This is a genomic window from Tenacibaculum ascidiaceicola (assembly GCF_047470925.1).
Taxonomy (GTDB): domain Bacteria; phylum Bacteroidota; class Bacteroidia; order Flavobacteriales; family Flavobacteriaceae; genus Polaribacter; species Polaribacter discolor.
Genome location: NZ_JAZKJP010000007.1, coordinates 69,273 through 87,458, shown reverse-complemented (window position 1 = coordinate 87,458; position 18,186 = coordinate 69,273). Strand labels below are relative to the sequence as shown.

Below are 18,186 nucleotides of genomic sequence, written 5' to 3'. Positions count from 1 at the left end.
CAAAAAGCCAATCTATTTATAGATTGGCTTTTGCTTTTCTGCTCCCCCTCTTGGGCTCGAACCAAGGACCCTCTGATTAACAGTCAGATGCTCTAACCAACTGAGCTAAGGAGGAATGTTCATATAGAACAATATATATGTGTTGTAGAAATTATCGGCTTCTACGTTGCCTTTGCTCCCCCTCTTGGGCTCGAACCAAGGACCCTCTGATTAACAGTCAGATGCTCTAACCAACTGAGCTAAGGAGGAATTTAAAACATACTTGTCTTAAAATGCGAGTGCAAATTTAAGTGCTTTTTTTATATCTGCAAATTATTTTTAATAAAAAGTATATGTATTTTTTTTTGTTTCTGAATTTCAGTTATTTATTTTTTACAGGAAAGATGCTTTTAACTGAAATTTAACAAAAAGCGAATACTCGTTAAAGAGTTTAAAATTAGACTAAAAAGGAATGGTATTTTTCGTAAAAGTTGTACTTTTGTCACCATTATTCTTATAGATAGAAAAGTATAACAAAATATATGGACAAGTTTTCGTTCTTAAACGCAGCACATGCAGGTTTTATAGGTGATTTGTATGAACAATATCAAAAAAATCCTGATGCGATAGAACCAAGTTGGAGAAGTTTTTTTCAAGGATATGATTTGGCTAACGAGAATTACTCATTAACAGATGAAGAAGTTTCGGTAGAAGTCCCTGAAGAAGTACGTAAAGAATTTTTAGTAATCGATTTAATCAATGGTTACCGTACCCGTGGTCATTTGTTTACCAAAACAAACCCAGTACGAAATAGAAGAACTTACACCCCAACATTAGATATTGAAAATTTTGGGTTAAATCAATCAGATTTATCTAAGGTTTTTAGTGCAGGAGAAATTTTAGGGATAGGACCTAAAAGTTTAGCAGAAATTATTAACTACTTAAAGTCTGTTTTCTGCGAAAGCATCGGAGTAGAGTACATGTATGTACGAAATCCTGAAGAGTTAAAGTGGTGGAATGAGCGTTTAAATAAAAACGCAAACCATCCTAGTTACGATGTAGAGTCTAAGAAATATATTCTTACGAAACTAAACCAAGCTTCAACATTCGAAAGTTTTTTACAAACAAAATATGTAGGTCAAAAGCGATTCTCTGTTGAGGGAGGAGAAACATTAATTCCAGGAGTAAGTGTAGCTTTAAGAGATGCAGCAGAAGAATATGGAGTAGAAGAGTGTGTGTTAGGAATGGCACACCGTGGACGCTTAAATACTTTAGTGAACATCTTCAAAAAACCAATTCGCGATCTATTTAGTGAGTTTGAAGGTAAAGACTTTGAAGATCAAGAAATAGATGGAGATGTTAAGTATCACCTAGGTTTAACTCTTAGTAAAGCATATCAAGGTGGGCAAAAGATGAAGATGAACTTAGTTCCAAACCCATCTCACTTAGAAACAGTTGATGCTGTTGCAGAAGGAATCGTTAGAGCTAAAATAGATAAAGACTACGAAGGGAACGAAAATAAAATACTTCCAATTTTAGTACATGGTGATGCGGCAGTAGCAGCTCAAGGAATAGTGTACGAAGTTGTGCAAATGGCACAATTAAATGGATACAAAACGGGAGGTACTATTCACATTGTGGTAAACAATCAAGTAGGGTTTACAACCAATTACTTAGATGCGCGTTCAAGTACATATTGTACAGATATAGCTAAAGTTACGTTGTCTCCAGTACTACATGTAAATGCAGACGATGCAGAAGCAGTATGTCACGCAATGGAAATGGCAGTTGAATATCGTATGAAATTCAATAAAGATATTTTTATTGACTTATTAGGATATCGTAAGTATGGGCATAACGAAGGTGATGAGCCACGTTTTACGCAACCAAAATTATACAAAGCAATTTCTAAGCATAAAAATGCAAGAGAAATTTATGCAAATAAATTAATTGAAGAAGGAAGCATAACAGCGGACTACTTACAGAAAATTACAGATGAATTTAAGGCGCATTTAGAAGCTGAGTTTTCAGAATCTAAAAAGAAAGAAACGTCCAAAATTCAAGAATTCATGCCTGATGTATGGGAAGGGTTTGTACGTAAGCAATTGCAAGAAATGTTACAACCTGTAGATACAACTTATTCGGTAGAAGACTTAAAAGGAATCGCAAGAGTTATTTCAAAAACACCTGAAGGACATAAATTTGTTCGTAAGGCAGAACGTATCTTGAAGGGACGTGAAAAAATGGTTTTTGAAGATAATTTATTAGATTGGGGTACTGCTGAAAACTTGGCATACGGTACGTTATTAGAAGAAGGATACGATGTGCGTATTTCTGGAGAAGATGTAGAAAGAGGAACATTCTCTCACCGTCATGCAATTATGCGTGATGAAGAAACCTTAGAGCGTGTTAATTTATTAAACACTAACCCTAAGAATAAAGGAGAGATGACAATTTATAACTCTCACTTATCAGAATACGGCGTATTAGGTTTTGATTACGGATATGCAATGGCAGCTCCAAATACCTTAACCATTTGGGAAGCTCAGTTTGGTGATTTTGCCAACGGTGCACAAATTATGTTCGACCAATATATATCTTCAGCAGAAGATAAATGGAAGTTACAAAACGGATTGGTAATGTTATTACCTCACGGGTATGAAGGTCAAGGACCAGAGCACTCGTCAGGAAGAATAGAACGTTTCTTACAATCATCATCAACTGATAACTGGACAATAGCAAACTGTTCTACACCAGCAAACATGTACCACATTTTGCGTCGTCAGATGAAACGTGATTTTAGAAAACCATTAATTGTTTTCACACCAAAAAGTTTATTACGTTTACCAAAAGCTGTAAATTCTATTGAAGATTTAGCAAATGGAACTTTCCAAGAAGTAATTGATGATACTATCGATACATCAAAAGCTAAGAAAATGGTGTTCTGTACAGGTAAATTCTATTACGATTTATTAGCTGAGCGTGAAAAATTAGGAAGAGAAGATGTAGCTTTAGTTCGTATAGAGCAATTATTCCCATTACACAATGATAAGATCAAAGAGGTAATGGATAAGTATCCAAATGTAGAGCGTTACGTTTGGGCACAAGAAGAACCAAAAAATATGGGAGCCTGGGGTTATATGTTAGAACGTTTTGAATTAGCTAGGTTAGAATGTGCTTCGGAAGAGTATCGTTCGGCACCAGCAGCAGGTTCAAGTGCACGTTTTAAAAGACGTCATCAAGCTATTATAGATAAGGTTTTTGATTAAAAATTAAAATGCGTAAGGGATTGTAGCAAGCTACCATGTAGCGCGAAAAGCCCGACCCGATAGGGAACGCCCAAATAAAAGAAATAAAATAATTCAGATATATAAAATTTAGAACTGATGGTTTTAGAAATGAAAGTTCCTTCTCCGGGGGAATCAATTACAGAAGTAGAAATTGCAACTTGGTTAGTTGAAGATGGTGATTACGTTGAGAAAGATCAACCAATTGCTGAAGTAGATTCTGACAAAGCAACGTTAGAATTGCCTGCGGAAGAAAGCGGAATAATCACTTTAAAAGCTGAAGAAGGTGATGCAGTAGCAGTAGGTGCAGTAGTTTGTCATATTGATATGGATGCTGCAAAACCAGAAGGAACTGGAGCACCAAAAGCTGAGGCGCCAAAAGCTGAAGAGAAAAAAGAAGCACCTAAAGCTGAACCAGCTAAAGAAACATATGCAACAGGTACAGCATCTCCAGCAGCTAAAAAAGTATTAGCTGAAAAAGGAATTAGTGCATCTGATGTTAAAGGAACAGGTAAAGACGGTCGTGTAACTAAAGAAGACGCTGTAAATGCAGTACCTTCAATGGGAACTCCAGGAATGGGATCTCGTGGTACAGAGCGTAAAAAATTATCAATGTTACGTCGTAAGGTTGCTGAACGTTTAGTTTCTGTAAAGAATGAAACAGCAATGTTAACTACGTTTAACGAGGTAAACATGCAACCAATTTTCGATTTGCGTAACGAGTATAAAGAAGAATTTAAAGCAAAACACGGAGTAGGTTTAGGTTTTATGTCTTTCTTTACAAAAGCAGTTGTACGTGCATTACAAATGTATCCAGCTGTTAACTCTATGATCGATGGTAAAGAAATGGTATCGTTTGATTTCCAAGATATTTCTATTGCAGTATCAGGTCCTAAAGGATTAATGGTTCCTGTTATTAGAAATGCTGAAAACTTAACATTTAGAGGAGTTGAAAGTGAAGTAAAACGTTTGGCATTACGTGCACGTGATGGTCAAATTACTGTTGATGAAATGACAGGTGGTACGTTTACTATCACTAATGGTGGTGTATTTGGTTCTATGTTATCTACACCAATTATCAACCCACCACAAAGTGGAATTTTAGGAATGCATAATATTGTAAATCGTCCAATGGCGGTGAATGGAGAAGTAGTGATTCAGCCAATTATGTATGTAGCATTATCTTACGACCATAGAATTATCGATGGTAAAGAATCTGTTGGTTTCTTAGTAGCTGTAAAAGAAGCGTTAGAAAACCCAGTAGAATTATTAATGGATAACAATCCTAAGAAAGCCTTAGAAATGTAGTCGAAATTTCGACATATAAGTATATAAATCCCATACGAAAGTGTGGGATTTTTTGTTGAATTTAGTTTTGGTTTTTAACTATAAATAAATATTTTAGTCAGAATACCATTAAATTGCTTGAAATGAAAAATATTGTATTTATAATTTGGTTGATTATAACTTCATTTAATGCTTATTCCCAACAACTTGAATTTGAAAAAGAGTTAGGTAAGGAGAATGTAGAAACTTTAAACTTACTTTTAGAAGATTTTGAAACAAATACGTTAAAAAAAGAATATCCAAATATTACAATAGAGGAAGCCTATAAAGAGTTTTTAAAAGCTATTACTAAAGAAAACTATTCAGTTCTACAAAAGAATAAAAAAGTATTTAAAGAAAATGACTTTAAATTACGGATATATTGTGTCCCTGATTCTACTTGGATTGAAAAAAGAGAGCATTTATCAGGAAGAAAAGGGTTTGTTATAAAAGAAAGGTATAAACATTTAACATTAAATGATAAAATTGATTATACAACATCAACCATATTTTGTTGTGAAAATAAAGATAAAACACAACAGTTAGCTAAAAAAGAAAGAGTTCAGATTAATTTTTCTGGTTTGTATATAAAAGCACTAAAAAATATATCTAATAAGTCAGGTTTTATTAAGTATTATTTGGAGCATATTGAAGCTTTTGGTGAAAGAGTAAATCCATACACGATATCTGATTATATTTTAAATAATAAAATTGATACAAAAAATTATTTGGTAAGAAGAATACTATTTATAAACAACGTTTATAGATAAAATGATATTTCTTATTTTGATTTAATTTTTAGTAACTTTAATAGCTATAAAATCAACTAATTATGAAAGTTACTGAAGAAGGATTTACTGTTTACCATAACTTTCCTATAAAAGAGTTATCTAATAAAGTTTTTAAAGCAATCACAAATCCAGATGATTTGGTTCATTGGTGGCCATTAAAATGTAGTGGAGTACCTGAGTTAGGAGCAGAATATAATTTTTTCTTTGGAGAGCCATATAATTGGTATGGAGAGGTAGTTAAGTATAAAAAAAATGAATCTTTTTATATAAAAATGACAAAGTCGGATGAAGATTGGAATCCAACTACTTTCGGTTTTGATTTGTTTGAAAAAGATGAAGGAATAACTTGGGTGCATTTTTTTCATAAAGGTTGGGTAGAACAAAACAATCATTTTAAGCACTCGTCTTATTGTTGGGCATTGTTATTAAATGGGCTTAAAAATTATGTGGAAAAAGGAATTATTATACCTTTTGAAGATAGAAATTAAAATTAATAGATTATGAAATTAGGGGCTTTTTCAATTAGTTTATCGGTTAAAGATATTGATAAATCAAAAGATTTTTATGAAATGCTTGGGTTTACTGTTTTTGCAGGTGCTTTAGAAAAGAATTATTTGATTATGAAAAATGGAAACTCATTAATTGGCTTGTTTCAAGGAATGTTTGAAAACAATATACTTACATTTAACCCAGGTTGGGATGAAAACGCAAACACGTTAGATGATTTTGATGATGTAAGAGATATTCAAAAGCATTTAAGAGAAAATCATATTAAGTTAAAAAGAGAAGTAGATAAAGATACTAAAGGACCCGCAAGCATCGTTTTCTTCGATCCTGATGGAAATACAATTTTAATAGATCAACATGTATAAAAAAAGCAACGGAAAAATAATTATTTCCGTTACTTTTTACAATAAAGGGAAATATTAATTATTTGCTATTTAAGTTCCAATCGTATTCTAAATACACAACTTCAGCATTATCATTAGCTTTAATATCTGAGTATTTATTAATATAATCAACTAAGGTATTACGAGAAGTAAAATCTTCTTGGTACCACTGAAATATTTTTGACACTTCAACCTTGGTTAAGGTTATTTTATTTTTTGTAGAGTCATTTATAAAAGCTTTCATCAAGTTTTTTAACTCCTTTTCTACATTGTTTTTAGTAAAAGCAAAGTTTACAAATCTAGGACCAGATTTAGAAGCAGCGTTCAACGCAACATGAATTCTTGGATCGTCATACCATCTTCTAAGTATTTTATGTTCAATGTAGTCAAGTGAGTATAATTTTTTACCAATTGATGCAAACGGAATTTTCCAAGCATTTCTTCCTTTACGTTTTATATCAGTAATTTTCTTTAAAGGATAACTATCTAAAATTAATTTAATAGTGTATGCATTATAGGCATTTATCCAAAAAGCTTTAGCTTCATCTGAAGACCATTTATCACTTGGTATAGTATTCTCTAAATGTTTAATGTAAATATCTAATAAGGCACGGTTCTTTCTTAGTCCTTTGTAGTCTACATCTCCTTGTGAGCTAACGTAGGTTTTTAAAAGAGCATCATATACATCAGTTTGTGCTTGTGATTGAATACTTACGAAAAGTAGTAAACATGTAAAAGTGAAGGTAATTGTTTTTCGCATTTTTTAAATTTTAAGTAAATAAATTAGTTTACGGTACTTTTGACGTAGACTGATTTAATTCATTACATAAAATTTTATAGAAGTGAAAAACCACCCATAAAAGGTGGTTTTTTAATTTAAAAAAAATACAGTTTTTTATTTTTTTCCTATGATTGAACTTAACGCAGCTATAACAATGCCGATAGCAATTGTAATATATGAGTTGGTATTGTCTTGAGCTTTTATTAGGTCTACATCTCCAATAGAAATTTGAGTTTCCGGTTTAAAAAGAGTGTATATTCCATATGCTATAATTACTATTCCAGAAATTAAAGCAACTGTTTTAAGTGAGTTATTCATAATAGAATTGTTTCTTTTAAAGATAAGAAAAACAAATTAGAAGCTAAATGAGTAAAATTAATAGGAATTTATAGAGATAAAAGAGTCCTTTTGTCACAAATAAAGAGTATTATTTCTAACAGTAAATAATAAAAAAGGCATTATGTTATAATGCCTTTTTATTTGTTTTTATAGTTCAAAACCAATGTTAACGCCTAATTTGTTGGCAATTAATTTGGTAATTCTTTTCTTAACCTCTGGTATTTTAACACTTTCTAAAACAGTATTAGCAAAGGCATACATTAATAAAGCTTTTGCTTCCTTTTTAGGAATGCCTCTTTGTTGCATATAGAATAATGCTTGATCATCTAACTGACCGATAGTACAACCATGAGAACATTTTACATCGTCAGCAAAAATTTCTAACTGAGGCTTTGCATTTATGGTTGCTTTATCACTAATTAAAACATTATTGTTTTGTTGATAAGCATTGGTTTTCTGAGCTTCTTTCTCAACAATAACCTTACCGTTAAATACACCAGTAGAACGATCAGCATAAATACCTTTGTAGTCTTGGTGGCTTTCACAGTTAGGTTCTATATGATTTACTAAGGTATGATGGTCAACATGTTGTTTTCCTTCAATAATAGTAATCCCTTTTAGAATAGAATTAATATGTTCTCCTTTTTGGTAGAAGTTCAAGTTGTTTCTAGTAATATTTCCACCAAAAGAAAATGTATGTACAGAACAAGTACTTTCTTTTTGTTGTTCAATATATGTATTGTCAACTAAAGAAGCATCATTATTGTCATTTTGAATCTTATAATAGTCTACCGTAGCATGAGTATCTGTATAAATTTCAGTAACTGCATTCGTTAAAACGGCATTATTATTAAGATTTTGGTGGCGTTCAATAATTTGAACATGTGCATTTTGTTCTACAACAATTAAGTTACGTGGTTGTAACATAGTTGCATGTTCTTTACCTGTAGTAAAGTTAATTATCTGAATAGGTTTTTCAACTTCAACATTTTTAGGAATGTGAATAAAAGCACCCTCAGTAGCAAAAGCAGTATTTAATGATGTTAAATTATCTTGTTTTGCTATTTTGTTAAAATATTTTTCAACAACAGGCTTGTACTTTTCTTTTGAAAAAGCAGCAGATAATAAACAAACATCTTTTCCATCATGGGTAGTAGTTGACAAAAAAGAGCTGTATTTTCCATCTACAAAAACTATTTTATAGCTGTCTATCTCGTGAATGAAATATTTTTTTACATCAGCAAACTCTACTGAAGCATCTCTGTCAGGAAATATGCTATAATCTTCTTTTAAAATTGAATTTAAAGAAGTGTATTTCCAAGCTTCTAATTTTTTAGTAGGAAAGCCTAGTTTTTCAAAATTTTGTAGAGCTTTTGTTCTTATTTCGTGTAAATCTGAATTGATGTTTACACTGTCTTCAAAAGCTACGTATGATGATAATATTTTTTCTCTCAACTCCATTGTTTTTAGTTGTAAAGTTTATAAAGTATAAAAGTTTATAAAGCTGAAAAATTGCTTGTAATTAAAGGCAACTTAACACTTTTTACTTTTCAACCTTTCTAACTATTTACCTCTTCTTTAATCCAATCGTACCCTTTTTCTTCAAGCTCTAGAGCAAGAGAAGCATCACCTGTTTTAACAATTTTTCCATCGTATAAAACATGTACGTAATCAGGAACGATATATTCTAATAAACGTTGATAGTGAGTAATAACTACTACAGCGTTGTCTTTAGATTTTAATTTATTAACTCCATTAGCAACAATACGTAAAGCATCGATATCTAAACCAGAATCTGTTTCATCTAAAATAGCAAGTTTAGGTTCTAACATTGCCATTTGAAAAATCTCATTACGTTTTTTCTCGCCACCAGAAAACCCTTCGTTTAAAGAACGAGATAAGAATTTACGATCAATTTCTAATAATTCTGATTTTTCACGAATCTTCTTGAGCATGTCTTTAGCAGGCATTTCTTCTAAACCTTGAGCTTTACGTGATTCGTTAATTGCTGTTTTAATAAAGTTTGTAACAGTAACACCAGGTATTTCTACTGGATATTGAAATGATAAGAACACACCAGCATGAGCTCTTTCTTCAGGAGCTAATTCACTAATATCTTCACCTTCTAATTCAATAGAACCAGAAGTTACTTCGTAAGTTTCATTACCAGCAATAACAGATGATAAGGTACTTTTACCTGCACCGTTTGGTCCCATAATTGCATGAACCTCTCCTGCTTTTACTTCTAAGTTAATTCCTTTAAGAATATCTTTATCTTCTACCTGTGCGTGTAAGTTTTCTATTTTTAACATTACTGTATAGTTACTTTTTTAATAGATTTTGTAATTTTTTGAAATCTTTTGGTGAGTGTTGAATAATCACCTCAGCATTCTTTTCTTTAGCGAAAGCTTCAAACTTTTTCATGCTTTCTAGAGTTTGTTCAACATCGTAGTTAAAAGAAGGAACACCTTTAGTTTCTCTATTTTCTTCAAAGTGATATAAATCACCTGTTAATAAGATAGGTTTTTCTAAACCAGCTTCAATATATAAAGCTTGGTGACCTATTGTATGACCTGGCATGTATTTGATAACTACTGAGCCGTCTCCAAAAACGTCGTGGTCACCATTAATTTTTTCTACATTCTTTAATTCCTTAATAGAATTATAAGTGTCAGGATCTTTAACTTTTGCAGAGTCATTAGTTATAAAATTATACTCGTTCTCCTGAACTAACCATGTTGCGTTTTTTAAGTAATTTGCGTGACCAGTATGATCGAAATGAGGATGAGATAATACAAAGTATTTAAAATCATCAACAGTTAAACCAATAGATTTTAGTTGGTTTTTTAATGAGTCTTTACGTTGTAAAGTAAAAGTACCACTAGGCTCTGTAAAAGGTTCGTCAGTAATTAGTGCTTCAGGTAAACCAGCATCCCACATTAAATTTCCTTTAGGATGAGATATTACATAGTAAGCATCTGAAAATTGTTTAGACTGTCCTGTGTATGTTGTATCTTGAGAAAAAACTTCAAGTTTGTTAACTAAAATTGAACCTCCATCTAAAACATGAAGTTTTACTTGAGGCTTTTCAACTGTTTTTTCTTCTGTTGTTTGCTTCTTTTCGGCATTTTTACAACTAAATGCAATAATAGTCGTAAGAGCTAATAAAAATATTTTTTTCATTTTATTGCGGTTTTTTGGTTAGCCAACGCTTCCTTCTAAACTAATTTCTAATAGCTTTTGAGCTTCTACAGCAAACTCCATAGGTAGCTTATTTAATACTTCTTTACTAAATCCATTTACAATTAATGCAATAGCTTTTTCAGTATCAATACCACGTTGATTACAATAGAATAATTGGTCTTCACCAATTTTACTTGTAGTAGCTTCGTGTTCTATTTGAGCTGATTTATTTTTAGCTTCGATATAAGGGAAAGTATGTGCACCACACTCATTACCCATTAATAAAGAATCACATTGAGAGAAGTTACGAGCATTTTCAGCTCTAGAGTTTACTTGTACTAAACCACGGTAACTATTTTGTGATTTACCTGCTGAAATTCCTTTAGAAATAATAGTTGACTTAGTATTCTTTCCTAGGTGAATCATCTTGGTACCAGTATCAGCCTGTTGATGATTGTTAGTTACAGCTATTGAATAAAATTCTCCTACTGAATTATTCCCTTTAAGAATACAACTTGGATACTTCCATGTAATTGCTGAACCTGTTTCAACTTGTGTCCAAGAAATCTTAGCATTGGTTTCACACAATCCTCTCTTGGTTACAAAGTTGAAAACTCCACCTTTTCCTTCTGAGTCTCCTGGGAACCAGTTTTGAACTGTTGAATATTTTATTTCAGCATCGTCTAAAGCAATAAGCTCAACAACTGCTGCGTGTAATTGATTTTCGTCACGTTGCGGAGCAGTACATCCTTCTAAATAAGAAACGTAACTGCTTTCATCAGCAACAACTAAAGTACGTTCGAACTGACCAGTTCCTCCTTCATTGATACGGAAATAGGTAGATAACTCCATTGGGCAACGAACTCCTTTTGGAATATAACAGAAAGATCCGTCAGAGAATACAGCTGAGTTTAATGCAGCATAAAAGTTATCAGTTGGTGGTACAACTGAACCAATATATTTTTTTACTAATTCTGGGTGCTCTTGAATTGCTTCAGAAATAGGCATAAAAATAATTCCTTTTTCAGCAAGTGTTTCTTTAAAAGTAGTAGCTACAGAAACAGAATCCATTACAATATCAACTGCTACGTTAGCTAGTTTCTTTTGTTCCTCTAAAGAAATCCCTAATTTTTCAAAAGTGGCTAGTAAATCAGGATCAACCTCATCTAAGCTGTTTAATTTAGGTTTCTTTTTAGGAGCTGAGTAGTAAGAAATATCTTGAAAACTCGGTTTTTTATAGGTAACATTAGCCCACTCTGGTTCTTCCATTTGTTCCCAAATTCTAAAAGCTTCTAAACGCCATTCAGTCATCCATTCTGGCTCGTTTTTCTTTTTAGAAATGGCACGAACGATATCTTCGTTTATCCCATTAGGAAACTTTTCACTTTCAATATCAGTATAAAAACCATATTCGTACTCTTTGGTTTTTAATTCTTCTCTTAAATCGTCCTCGGTGTATTTACTCATCAGTTTTTTGTATTCTTTTTGTGATGTATAGGCTTATAGAGAGAAGCTCTCTCCGCAACCACAAGTTCTGTTAGCATTAGGATTGTTAAATACAAACCCTTTACCGTTTAAACCTCCAGAATATTCTAAAGTTGTTCCAACTAAGTATAAAAAGCTTTTTTTATCAACAACAATTTTTACATCGTTATCTTCAAAAACCTTATCGTTTTCTTGTTGGGTTTTGTCAAAAGTTAAGTCGTATGATAATCCTGAACAACCGCCACTTTTCACCCCAACACGAACAAAGTCGGTTGTAGTATCAAATCCGTCATCAGTCATTAGTTCAATGACTTTCTTTTTTGCTGTGTCTGAAACTTTTATCATCGTTTAAATAGATTAAATCTAAGTGACTGCAAAGATAATGACAAAATATGATTTATATCATTTTTTGAAATGAATATAGTTATTATGCGATAAAAATTGTCTATACTATAAATCTACTTGCTGATTGTTAGAAGATTATTGTTGGAAATCAGGATTGTTTACAAAATTAGCATCGGAAAGACTCAAAAGAAAAGCTTTTAAGTCGGCTTTATCTTTATCTGAGAGTTGTACACCTCCTTGATTGGCTTTTTTCATTAGAGGATCGATTGTAGAAGATATTTTTAATCCTTCAGAGTAGTGGTTAATTACCTCTTCTAAAGTAGCAAATCGCCCATCGTGCATATATGGGGCTGTAAACTTTAAGTTTCGTAAGGATGGACTCCTAAATTTTCCATTATCGTTAGGGTCACCGGTAACAGCGCCTAAACCTAAGTCGGCAAAAGTTTCGTCTAAACCGTTGTTATGGAATTTATTGTCTGTCCATAAGGGATTGTTGTCGCTTCCATGACAATGAAAGCAATCTCCTCTGGTTTCATCCATAAATACATTAAATCCGTTTTGTTCTTCAGGTGTTAATTCGACCTTGCCTAGAAGGTATTGATCAAACTTTGAGTTTCCTGAAATTAAGGTTCTTTCAAACTGAGCAATTGCTTTGGTGACTAAGGTTGAATCTATTTTAGATGTTCCAAAAGCTTGTTGAAAAAGTGTGGGATATTCAGCGTGTTCTTGTAGTTTTTTAGCTACATTTTTCCAATCACTATGCATTTCAATTGGGTTACGAACAGGTGAGAATGCTTGACGCTCTATACTGAGTTCTTTTCCATCCCACATAAAACGTTCATCGAAGTTCCAAGCTAAATTAAATAGCGGCATTGAGTTTCGTGTTCCAAATTTACCGTCAATTCCTTCACTAAAACGAGTGTCATCTGTAAAAGCATTTTTTGGGTCGTGACAACTAGCACAAGATTGTGTGTTATCTTTTGATAAAATTGGATCAAAAAATAGTTTTTTACCAAGTGTTATACCTTCTTCTGTTAAAGGGTTGTTAGTTGGAATAACAGGAGCGATTAATTTTTGTTGAAATAATTCAGGGATTTCTAAATTAGCAGGAACAGGAGTGTATATACTTTCTTCTTCTCCTTTTGAAGAACAACTGATTAAAAGGAGTAGCAATAAAGAAAGATATATACTTTTTTGTGTCATTTTATTTTTATTGAGAAATAGGTCCTAAACTAAATACACCACTTTTACCGTTTTCTGATATTTCTTTCTGAGCTTCAAAATCAGGCATTAAATTAATGCTTTTGTCGTTTAAATCCCAGTCATTAGGACTTTTAAACCACCCTGCTACATTCATTTTAACTTCTATAGTAGCATTGCTTTTTAAGAGAATAGAACCAGTTTCAACTCCAAAAGAAGTATCTAGGATAGAGTCTTTTTCTTTGTCGTAAGCTCTTACAGCGTGAAAATTGTACGGATTTTCTACCCCTAAAGTGTCTTTGTATTTACCATCTAGTTGCATGAAGTGATATCCTCCACCCATCATATCTGGTACATTCCAATCAGCAGAGTTTAGGTCTGGATATACTCCGCTTTTATTATCATCATTATTGAAACCGAAAGTAAAAAGTAGCTTATAACTTCCTTCTGATACTTTTTTAGAAAGAGCATAGGTTAAACTGTCAGGTTTACTTACATCTATTAATTTATAACTATCAAACTTGGTTGTGTCTCCTGCTCCATTAACAAGACTAATGCGTGATATTAAATAGCGTAGTCTGCTTATAGAAAGTTTACTTCCTGTTTTGTTGGTAAACTCGGTGTTCTCTAAATCAGATTTTTCAATTACAGTTCCATCCCAGTTTTGACTAAATTTTAGTTTTACTGAAACTTCTTTTATAGACTCATCATTATCTGAGCTACAAGAAAAAAGTAATGCACTAAGAAAGAAAGTTAAAAAATATTTCATTTATTATTTTAGTTTGATAATTAATAGGTCTGAAAAACCTTTGTTTGTTGTTATATCTTGATTATTGCTACTGCTTTCACCCACAGCAATAATATTTCCGTTTGTTAATTCAACAGCATCGTAACAAAAATCTATTTCTGTACCTCCAACTGTTGTTTGCCATAGAAGGTCTCCATTTGAATTAATTTTCATAATTAATGCGTCATTTTGACCTTTATTGGTAAAGTTGTTGTCAGCACTTCTAGAACTTCCAGATATTAAAAAATCTCCGTTTAATGTTTTTTTAATTGATCGACCAACATCAAAACTAGAACCTCCATAACTTCTTTGCCAAAGTAATTCACCTTGACTTGTTATTTTGATTACCCATAAATCAGCACCACCATTGTTTTGGGAAATATCTTTATCAGAGCTACGTGTATCCCCAACAATAATAAAGTTCCCATCATTAGTTTTTGTTACTGCTCTAGCTTCATCAATTTCTGTACCACCGAAAGATTTTTCCCAAAGTAAATTTCCGCTTTTGTCAGTTTTAACAACCCAAAAGTCGTAAGAGCCTTTATTGTTTTTTATGTCTACATCATTGCTGTCAGATGAACCAACTAATAAATATCCATTGGTAGCTTCTACTATGTCGTAACAAGTATCAGTATTTGTTCCTCCAAAATACTTTCTCCATTCAATGTCTCCATTAGTATTGAGTTTAATCCCCCAATAGTCTCCACCAGCATGCTTTGCTGCCTGTTTAGAGTTTCCTAAACCTCCGGATGCTGTTACGTCTAGAATACTCCCTATAAAATAGCCTCCATCAGAAGTTTGAATGATAGAAAAACCTTGGTCAACTCCTGAGAAACCAGTAGTTTTTTTCCAGATTATTGTACCATTACTATCTAGCTTGAGAATCCAAACATCATCAAACCCTTCGTTTGTATCTACGTCTCCGTCATCACTTTTTCCGTAACCAACAATAGCAAAGCCATTATCATTTGTTTGAATAATTTTAAATGCTTTGTCGTCTTTTGAACCTCCATAGGTCTTTTGCCATTGAAGATTGTTATTTGCATCAAGTTTTAAAAGCCAAAAATCATATTGAATTGTATTTCGAGTGGTTTCTATATCTCCATCAATACTCTGAGTATATCCAGCGACAATATAGCCGCCATCGGAAGTACTTATTACACTTCTGCCACTTTCGTTTACAGAACCTCCAAGAGTTTTGACTAAGCTGACTTCAGGAGTTTTTGATGAGGAATTAAAACGTATGCCATCATCTTTACTACAACTGTAAATAGTTAATATAAAAAGTAATAGTGAAAGTTGCTTGAGCATTTATTGTTTTTTAAGAATAAATAAACCTCTATTAATATCACTCACAACAACTTTTCCACTTTTTAGGTATGGGTATACACTCCAAACTCCATTAAAGTCTGCATTGTTATTTTCTGGATGAGTATCAAAATATCCTACCTCAGAAATATTTTTACTTTCAATGCTGGAAACATCAATAAAGCGTACTCCAGCGTTATAGTTAGCTAAATAAAAAGTACTACCATTAATATATCCATTATGATCAATAGCTTTTGTAGGTCCTGTGTATGTAAAATGTTGTTTTGGGTTGTCTAAATCAGAAAAATCAAAAATAATTGTTCTTGTGTTATTTCCGAATTTTTGCTCATCTAATTCATCTCCTAAAATAAAATATTTTTGATCTTCAGTAAACCAACCTTGATGTGTATAACCAACGTTTGAATATGATATTTTAGAAATGTTTACAGGTTTAGACTTATCGGTGATGTCTACAATAACAACTTCATTTTCGTTACTCCCTATTAATATTTCTCTGCCTGTATAGTCTGTGTCTGGTCCATTATAGGTTACTGCTTGTGCATCATGGCTGTAGTTGTCCATTCCCCAACCACCTTCACTTATTGGGTTTAGAGGGTTTTGTATGTTGATAAACAAAGGGCCTCCTTTATAAGTTCCCGCTTTATTTGTACCAACAGGGTAAGCATAACCTGATTTTTCATTAATAACTATGTTATGAGCGCTACCAAAATCAGTAAAGTGTTTATCTGCTGTAAATGTAATTGGAGGGTTTGAAACGTTTCTAAGCTTTGTTAGGTCAAATACCTGCATGCCATGGTTTGTTGCTTCACTAACAATAAAAGCATAATTGTTATAAACTTTCACATCCCACCAATCTTCACTTATAGTTGCTGTAGGGAGTTTACCTAAATAAACAGGATTTTCTGTATCCGTAATGTCTACAAAAACAGTTCCGTTGTCTACACACATAATAGCGTATTCTTTATTGGTTGCTTCATCGGTCCATCCCCAGCAATCACTTCCACTAATTGCATTAAAAGTACTTAGTGGAATATTCAATAACAAATCATAGTTGTCACAAGGGTAAATTCCTGCTTTACCATTAGAACAGGTACTTTTATTGGTTTCTATTGGGGTTTCATTTGAAGATGACGAGCAAGAAGTTAAAAACAACATCCCAGCTAAAACAAATAGAATTTTAAAGTTTTTCATAAATCGGGGTTTAAAATCACTAAATTAAGTAATTAACTATTTATATAACATACAAAAACTGCAAAACCCTATTTTTATTTTGTATAGATTACCTTAAGCAAAATAGTTCTTTTTGTTAGTTAGTCGTTATCTTTGCAGCATGTTAGAAGATAAAAATCAAGAAAGAACTTCGTTAGCTGAGCTTGGAGAGTTTGGGTTAATAAACCATTTAACAAAGCATTTTAAAATGTATCATTCTTCAACAGTTAAAGGTGTGGGAGATGATGCAGCTGTAATTAGTGCATCAGATAAAGAAACTGTAATAACTACAGATTTATTAGTTGAAGGTGTACATTTCGATTTGAGTTATATGCCTCTTAAGCATTTAGGATACAAAGCGGTAATGGTCAATTTATCAGATGTGTATGCAATGAATGCTGATGCAGAACAAATTACAGTGTCAATTGCAGTTTCTAATCGTTTTCCATTAGAAGCTATAGAAGAATTATATGCAGGAATACAATTAGCCTGTGATACGTATAAAGTAGATTTAGTTGGAGGAGATACTACATCTTCAACAAAAGGAATTTTAATTTCTGTTACAGCTATTGGTAAAGCCAATAAAGAAGATGTTGTGTATAGAAATGGAGCTAAAGCTACTGATTTAATTGTTGTTTCGGGTGATTTAGGAGGAGCGTATTTAGGTTTACAAGTATTAGAGCGTGAAAAGCAAGTTTTCCAGGTAAACCCTCAAAATCAACCAGACTTAGATAAATATACCTATATAATAGAACGTCAGTTAAAGCCAGAGGCGCGTAAAGATATTCCTAAGTTATTAGAGGAGTTAAAAGTAAAACCAACTTCTATGATTGATATTTCTGATGGATTATCTTCTGAAATTATGCATATCTGTACACAGAGTAAAACAGGATGTAAGATTTATGAAGACAAGTTGCCATTAGACCCTCAAGTAATTTCTACTTCTGAAGAGTTTAATATGGATAGTACTATGATAGCTTTAAGTGGTGGAGAAGATTATGAGTTATTATTTACGGTTTCTATAGATGATTATGATAAAATAAAAGGAAATCCTAACTTAACAGTTATTGGTCATATTACCGAAGAAAATGAAGGAATGAATTTGGTAACACGTGCTAATCAAGAAATTGAGTTAAAAGCACAAGGTTGGAATTCTTTTAGTAAAGAGTAGACAATAAACATAATATAATAAGCACCCAAATTTGGGTGCTTTTTTAGTTTTAAAAAGACTCTTTTAAAATTATTGTAGAATAAA

Annotated in this window: 17 protein-coding genes and 2 tRNA genes; 6 read left to right on the top strand and 13 right to left on the bottom strand. The window is 32.4% G+C overall.

Annotated elements, in window-relative coordinates:
• Positions 1–41 precede the first annotated feature (41 nt).
• Both VBY68_RS08055 and VBY68_RS08050 read right to left on the bottom strand, forming a co-directional pair.
• Positions 42–115, bottom strand: a tRNA-Asn gene (locus VBY68_RS08055).
• 60 nt (positions 116–175) lie between these two features.
• Positions 176–249: transfer RNA gene (locus VBY68_RS08050), tRNA-Asn, on the bottom strand.
• Between the two features lie 272 nt (positions 250–521).
• On the opposite strand from VBY68_RS08050, the gene VBY68_RS08045 reads away from it, so the two are divergent.
• The 5 genes from VBY68_RS08045 to VBY68_RS08025 all read left to right on the top strand — a co-directional run bounded on the left by VBY68_RS08045 (position 522) and on the right by VBY68_RS08025 (position 6,255).
• A complete protein-coding gene (locus VBY68_RS08045) occupies positions 522–3,248 on the top strand; it encodes a 2-oxoglutarate dehydrogenase E1 component (protein WP_124589676.1) in 2,727 nt (908 codons plus the stop codon).
• Between the two features lie 117 nt (positions 3,249–3,365).
• Positions 3,366–4,574: a 2-oxoglutarate dehydrogenase complex dihydrolipoyllysine-residue succinyltransferase gene (gene odhB, locus VBY68_RS08040; RefSeq protein WP_176550547.1), complete on the top strand. Its 1,209-nt coding sequence runs from the start codon at positions 3,366–3,368 to the stop codon at positions 4,572–4,574.
• A gap of 122 nt (positions 4,575–4,696) precedes the next feature.
• Positions 4,697–5,362, top strand: a complete 666-nt coding sequence (locus tag VBY68_RS08035) for a hypothetical protein (protein ID WP_415269419.1) — start codon at positions 4,697–4,699, stop codon at positions 5,360–5,362.
• Positions 5,363–5,424: 62 nt separating this feature from the next.
• On the top strand, positions 5,425–5,871 hold the full coding sequence (locus tag VBY68_RS08030) for an SRPBCC family protein (RefSeq protein ID WP_415269418.1): 447 nt from the start codon (positions 5,425–5,427) through the stop codon (positions 5,869–5,871).
• A gap of 12 nt (positions 5,872–5,883) precedes the next feature.
• The gene (locus tag VBY68_RS08025; protein ID WP_273694042.1) at positions 5,884–6,255 is read left to right on the top strand and encodes a VOC family protein; all 372 of its coding nucleotides are present in this window, start codon (positions 5,884–5,886) and stop codon (positions 6,253–6,255) included.
• A 58-nt stretch (positions 6,256–6,313) separates the two neighbouring features.
• Here VBY68_RS08025 and VBY68_RS08020 read toward each other — a convergent pair whose 3' ends face one another.
• From VBY68_RS08020 to VBY68_RS07970, 11 genes are all read right to left on the bottom strand, one after another.
• Positions 6,314–7,033 (bottom strand): DUF547 domain-containing protein, encoded by a 720-nt coding sequence (locus tag VBY68_RS08020; protein ID WP_273694041.1) that lies wholly within the window; start codon positions 7,031–7,033, stop codon positions 6,314–6,316.
• Positions 7,034–7,168: 135 nt separating this feature from the next.
• Positions 7,169–7,372 (bottom strand): hypothetical protein, encoded by a 204-nt coding sequence (locus VBY68_RS08015; RefSeq protein WP_099214677.1) that lies wholly within the window; start codon positions 7,370–7,372, stop codon positions 7,169–7,171.
• A 168-nt stretch (positions 7,373–7,540) separates the two neighbouring features.
• On the bottom strand, positions 7,541–8,854 hold the full coding sequence (sufD, locus tag VBY68_RS08010) for a Fe-S cluster assembly protein SufD (protein ID WP_415269417.1): 1,314 nt from the start codon (positions 8,852–8,854) through the stop codon (positions 7,541–7,543).
• 98 nt (positions 8,855–8,952) lie between these two features.
• The gene (sufC, locus tag VBY68_RS08005; RefSeq protein WP_121148584.1) at positions 8,953–9,705 is read right to left on the bottom strand and encodes a Fe-S cluster assembly ATPase SufC; all 753 of its coding nucleotides are present in this window, start codon (positions 9,703–9,705) and stop codon (positions 8,953–8,955) included.
• 10 nt (positions 9,706–9,715) lie between these two features.
• Positions 9,716–10,576, bottom strand: coding sequence for an N-acyl homoserine lactonase family protein (locus VBY68_RS08000; RefSeq protein ID WP_415269416.1), 861 nt, complete (start codon positions 10,574–10,576; stop codon positions 9,716–9,718).
• An 18-nt stretch (positions 10,577–10,594) separates the two neighbouring features.
• Positions 10,595–12,043 (bottom strand): Fe-S cluster assembly protein SufB, encoded by a 1,449-nt coding sequence (sufB, locus tag VBY68_RS07995; RefSeq protein WP_099214670.1) that lies wholly within the window; start codon positions 12,041–12,043, stop codon positions 10,595–10,597.
• Between the two features lie 33 nt (positions 12,044–12,076).
• Positions 12,077–12,406 (bottom strand): HesB/IscA family protein, encoded by a 330-nt coding sequence (locus VBY68_RS07990; protein ID WP_099214669.1) that lies wholly within the window; start codon positions 12,404–12,406, stop codon positions 12,077–12,079.
• A 135-nt stretch (positions 12,407–12,541) separates the two neighbouring features.
• On the bottom strand, positions 12,542–13,609 hold the full coding sequence (locus tag VBY68_RS07985; RefSeq protein WP_415269415.1) for a cytochrome-c peroxidase: 1,068 nt from the start codon (positions 13,607–13,609) through the stop codon (positions 12,542–12,544).
• Between the two features lie 7 nt (positions 13,610–13,616).
• On the bottom strand, positions 13,617–14,375 hold the full coding sequence (locus VBY68_RS07980; RefSeq protein WP_121148589.1) for an MbnP family protein: 759 nt from the start codon (positions 14,373–14,375) through the stop codon (positions 13,617–13,619).
• A gap of 3 nt (positions 14,376–14,378) precedes the next feature.
• Entirely contained in the window at positions 14,379–15,704 is a 1,326-nt protein-coding gene (locus VBY68_RS07975; RefSeq protein ID WP_415269414.1) for a hypothetical protein, read from the bottom strand.
• Positions 15,705–16,913, bottom strand: coding sequence for a choice-of-anchor B family protein (locus VBY68_RS07970; RefSeq protein ID WP_415269413.1), 1,209 nt, complete (start codon positions 16,911–16,913; stop codon positions 15,705–15,707).
• A gap of 139 nt (positions 16,914–17,052) precedes the next feature.
• Here VBY68_RS07970 and thiL point away from each other — a divergent pair, with 139 nt between their 5' ends.
• Positions 17,053–18,102, top strand: coding sequence for a thiamine-phosphate kinase (gene thiL, locus VBY68_RS07965; RefSeq protein ID WP_099214665.1), 1,050 nt, complete (start codon positions 17,053–17,055; stop codon positions 18,100–18,102).
• The last annotated feature ends 84 nt before the right edge of the window (positions 18,103–18,186 follow it).